This is a genomic window from Vibrio scophthalmi LMG 19158, assembly GCF_000222585.1.
Lineage (GTDB): Bacteria > Pseudomonadota > Gammaproteobacteria > Enterobacterales > Vibrionaceae > Vibrio > Vibrio scophthalmi.
On record NZ_AFWE01000094.1, the window covers coordinates 1 to 3,690 of the forward strand.

The 3,690-nt window shown below is 46.3% G+C and carries 3 protein-coding genes and 4 tRNA genes; 3 read left to right on the forward strand and 4 right to left on the reverse strand.

The window, feature by feature from the left end; translation table 11 throughout:
- The first annotated feature begins 2 nt into the window (after positions 1 to 2).
- From murA to RH88_RS08410, 3 genes are all read left to right on the forward strand, one after another.
- Complete coding sequence (murA, locus tag RH88_RS08400) at positions 3 to 1,169, forward strand: UDP-N-acetylglucosamine 1-carboxyvinyltransferase (RefSeq protein ID WP_005594973.1); 1,167 nt, start codon at positions 3 to 5, stop codon at positions 1,167 to 1,169.
- Positions 1,170 to 1,300: 131 nt separating this feature from the next.
- Entirely contained in the window at positions 1,301 to 2,029 is a 729-nt protein-coding gene (locus RH88_RS08405; protein WP_005594974.1) for a 1-acylglycerol-3-phosphate O-acyltransferase, read from the forward strand.
- A gap of 137 nt (positions 2,030 to 2,166) precedes the next feature.
- The gene (locus RH88_RS08410) at positions 2,167 to 3,210 is read left to right on the forward strand and encodes a serine hydrolase domain-containing protein (protein ID WP_005594975.1); all 1,044 of its coding nucleotides are present in this window, start codon (positions 2,167 to 2,169) and stop codon (positions 3,208 to 3,210) included.
- 90 nt (positions 3,211 to 3,300) lie between these two features.
- Here the strand turns inward: RH88_RS08410 and RH88_RS08415 are convergent.
- The 4 genes from RH88_RS08415 to RH88_RS08430 form a co-directional block, all read right to left on the reverse strand.
- Positions 3,301 to 3,376: transfer RNA gene (locus RH88_RS08415), tRNA-Asn, on the reverse strand.
- 5 nt (positions 3,377 to 3,381) lie between these two features.
- Positions 3,382 to 3,457 (reverse strand) — tRNA-Thr (locus RH88_RS08420).
- Positions 3,458 to 3,495: 38 nt separating this feature from the next.
- Positions 3,496 to 3,571: transfer RNA gene (locus RH88_RS08425), tRNA-Asn, on the reverse strand.
- Positions 3,572 to 3,593: 22 nt separating this feature from the next.
- A tRNA-Thr gene (locus tag RH88_RS08430) sits at positions 3,594 to 3,669 on the reverse strand.
- Positions 3,670 to 3,690: the final 21 nt, after the last annotated feature.

Below are 3,690 nucleotides of genomic sequence, written 5' to 3' on the forward strand. Positions count from 1 at the left end.
CAATTTTGGCGGAAGAGCCGGTTGAAGTGACTAACGTCCCTCACTTACGTGACATTGATACCACGATGGAACTGCTAAAGCGCCTTGGTGCTAAGGTAGAACGCAATGGTTCTGTGCACGTTGATCCAAGCTGCATCGATGAATATTGTGCGCCTTATGATCTAGTAAAGACTATGCGTGCCTCTATCTGGGCGCTGGGTCCACTAGTGGCGCGTTTTGGCCAAGGCCAAGTGTCATTACCTGGTGGTTGCGCTATCGGTGCGCGTCCAGTCGATCTACACATTCATGGTCTAGAGCAATTAGGCGCGACGATTGTGTTGGAAGATGGTTACGTAAAAGCGTCTGTTGATGGCCGCCTTAAAGGTGCCCATATCGTAATGGATAAAGTCAGTGTTGGTGCCACGATCACTATCATGTGTGCTGCAACGCTTGCGGAAGGCAAAACAGTATTAGATAACGCTGCGCGTGAACCTGAGATCGTTGATACGGCTGAGTTCTTAAACGCTTTGGGAGCTAAAATTACCGGTGCAGGTACTGATACCATTACTATCGAAGGCGTTGAACGTCTTGGTGGTGGTAAACACGCTGTTGTTGCAGACCGTATTGAAACAGGTACATTTTTAGTTGCTGCTGCGGTTTCTGGCGGTAAAGTGGTATGTCGTAATACTCGTGCACATCTACTAGAAGCGGTGCTAGCTAAGCTTGAAGAAGCGGGCGCACAAGTTGAAACTGGCGAAGACTGGATCTCGCTAGATATGACTGGCCGTGAGCTTAAAGCGGTGACTATCCGTACAGCACCACACCCTGGCTTCCCAACCGATATGCAAGCTCAGTTTACGCTACTTAACCTTATGGCTAAGGGCGGCGGCGTGATCACTGAAACGATTTTTGAAAACCGTTTCATGCACGTGCCAGAACTGATGCGTATGGGCGCTAAAGCAGAAATCGAAGGCAACACAGTGATCTGTGGTGATGTTGAGTCTCTGAGCGGTGCTCAAGTGATGGCAACTGACCTACGCGCTTCTGCAAGTCTTGTTATCGCGGGTTGTATCGCACAAGGCGAAACCATTGTTGACCGTATTTATCACATCGATCGTGGCTACGATAAGATTGAAGATAAATTGTCTGCGTTGGGCGCAAACATCGAACGTTTTCGTGACGCTAATTAATTAAGCTTACTGTGTAACAATACAGTTTAGCGAACAAATGTAAGCCGAAACCCATGTTTCGGCTTTTTTATGGCCAAAAGATACGTTAGATTATGGCCATAATTTTTCCCTCTTGTTCTTGGAGAACATTAATGATTGCACTGTTCCGTGTTTTTGCTGTCGCGATATTTGCGATTGTCATGTTTGTCTTTGGTTGCGGCTACTGTTTGCTGAGCCCACGTAACCCAAAACACGTGTTCACCTTTGGTCGCCTGTTCGGCAAGATGGCTCGCGTATTTGGCATTAAGTTAGAGCTAAGAATGCCTGAAGATGCGTACACACGTGGTCAGCATGTTTATATTGCTAACCATCAGAATAACTGGGATCTCTTTACTGTGGCCGCAGCGGTAACGCCTAAAGTTGTTACTGTTGGTAAAAAGAGTTTAGCGTTCTTACCGTTGTTTGGTCAGTTGTACTGGCTGACAGGCAATATTTTGATTGATCGTGGGAATCGTAGTAAAGCGATGGGTACCATTGATCAGGTGATTGATAAAATGAAAAACAGTGATGTGTCTATTTGGATGTTCCCAGAAGGCACACGCTCACGTGGCCGTGGTTTATTGCCATTTAAAACCGGTGCTTTCCATACGGCTATTGGTGCTGGGGTTGATGTGGTGCCTATCGTATGTAGCTCAACAGAAGGAGTAAAGCTAAACCGTTGGAACAATGGTCATGTTATCGTTGAAATGCTACCTCCAGTGAGCACACAAGGCTGTAAGAAAGAGCAAGTGCGTGAAGTGGCGAATGTATGCCGTGAGCAAATGGAACAAAAGCTGGCCGAGCTGAATGAAGAAGTAAAGGTTCTAAATCAAAGCAAATAACCTTTGCTTGATGATAGTGACAAAATGAGTTGAGAAAGCGTGCGCTTAGTCGCACGCTTTTTTTATATCTATAGCAGCACGCTGAAATCGTTCTCTTTTTTTGTTTTATTGGCCTGAAGTCAATGGAGAGTAACAAGATGAAGCAAAAGTTATTTTTCTTAGCGATGGGCTTATTCCTATTTGGTTGTTCCAAGCCCAACGTTAAGGTTGTGATCAGTGCAGAGCGTTTTGCGCCTATCGAAAAGCGAGTGGAAAGCGGTAAAGGAAATAATATCCACTCTTTGATTGCGTGGCAGCACGGAGATAAGGTGTTTGAGCTGCATAGGCAGGGCAGTGGCCGCATTGGCTCACAAAGTCGGCCTAGTGTGCCTGTAGGGCCCTCTGAACTGCATAATCTCCATTCGGTGACGAAGTCCTTTGTTGCCACATTAATCTTCATCGCGGTTGATGAAGGCAAGCTCGCCAGTTTGGATGTGCCGGTGTTCAGTTTATTTCCCGAGTATCAAGCGAACGATAGAGCGGAGAAGATGCAAATTAGCGTGCGGGATATGTTAAATATGTCGACAGGTTATGCCTTGGATGAACTTGCCGCTTCGTATAGTTCAGGCAATGCATTTACGCGTCATTATATGGCTAAAGATTTGTTAGCTCAGTTCCTCTCCACCGATCTCGCTTTTAAGCCAGGGACTCGTTTTGCTTATAGTGGTCTTTCAACGGTCGGTTTGTCCAAGGTGATTGAGCGGGTATATGGTCAACCCTTTGCTGTGGTCATGAAAGAGAAGCTATTTTCCCCGTTAGCGATAGAAAATTATCGTTGGTCGAATCAGCATGGCAGCAATGAGCCTGGCGCAGACTGGGGTTTAATGCTTACGCCGGAGGATATGGGAAAGTTTGGCTTGATGTGGCTTAATCAAGGGCATTTTGCAGGGCAACAAATTGTCGCTAAGCATTGGTTTGAGCAACTAAAGCATAGTCAGTTTCATGGTTATAACATGGGTTATGGTTTGCATTTTTGGCAGGTTCCAACTGTAAATGGGGCAGTATCGGCGGTAGGTATCGGTGAGCAGTACATTATGATGCTACCAGGAAAACAAGCGGTGATTGTCGCGACGGGGGCAAACTACGATATGCCGAGCATGCCAACACTCACGACCATTAAACAATTGGCCAGTTTACTGTAGTGAGTCATCTATGCATGACGAGCGATAAGCAGGGAAGGGTAAATGACAGGCAAAAAAAAGCCTCATCAGATGATGAGGCTTTCTCGAATGTGGCTCCCCCTGCAAGACTTGAACTTGCGACATACGGATTAACAGTCCGCCGTTCTACCGACTGAACTAAGGGGGAAAAGATGGTGCCGACTACCGGAGTCGAACTGGTGACCTACTGATTACAAGTCAGTTGCTCTACCTACTGAGCTAAGTCGGCACGTTTTTCATCAACAAGCTTTGCTTGTCAATTGAAAGTGGCTCCCCCTGCAAGACTTGAACTTGCGACATACGGATTAACAGTCCGCCGTTCTACCGACTGAACTAAGGGGGAATTATCTTTTCAAAGTAAAGAATGGTGCCGACTACCGGAGTCGAACTGGTGACCTACTGATTACAAGTCAGTTGCTCTACCTACTGAGCTAAGTCGGCGCACTATTTCTTTATTTTTCA

Excerpts from the sequence above, each read along its gene's own strand:
- RH88_RS08410 (WP_005594975.1), top strand. The coding sequence starts at position 2,167 with ATGAAGCAAAAGTTATTTTTCTTAGCGATGGGCTTATTCCTATTTGGT.
- RH88_RS08405 (WP_005594974.1), top strand. The coding sequence starts at position 1,301 with ATGATTGCACTGTTCCGTGTTTTTGCTGTCGCGATATTTGCGATTGTC.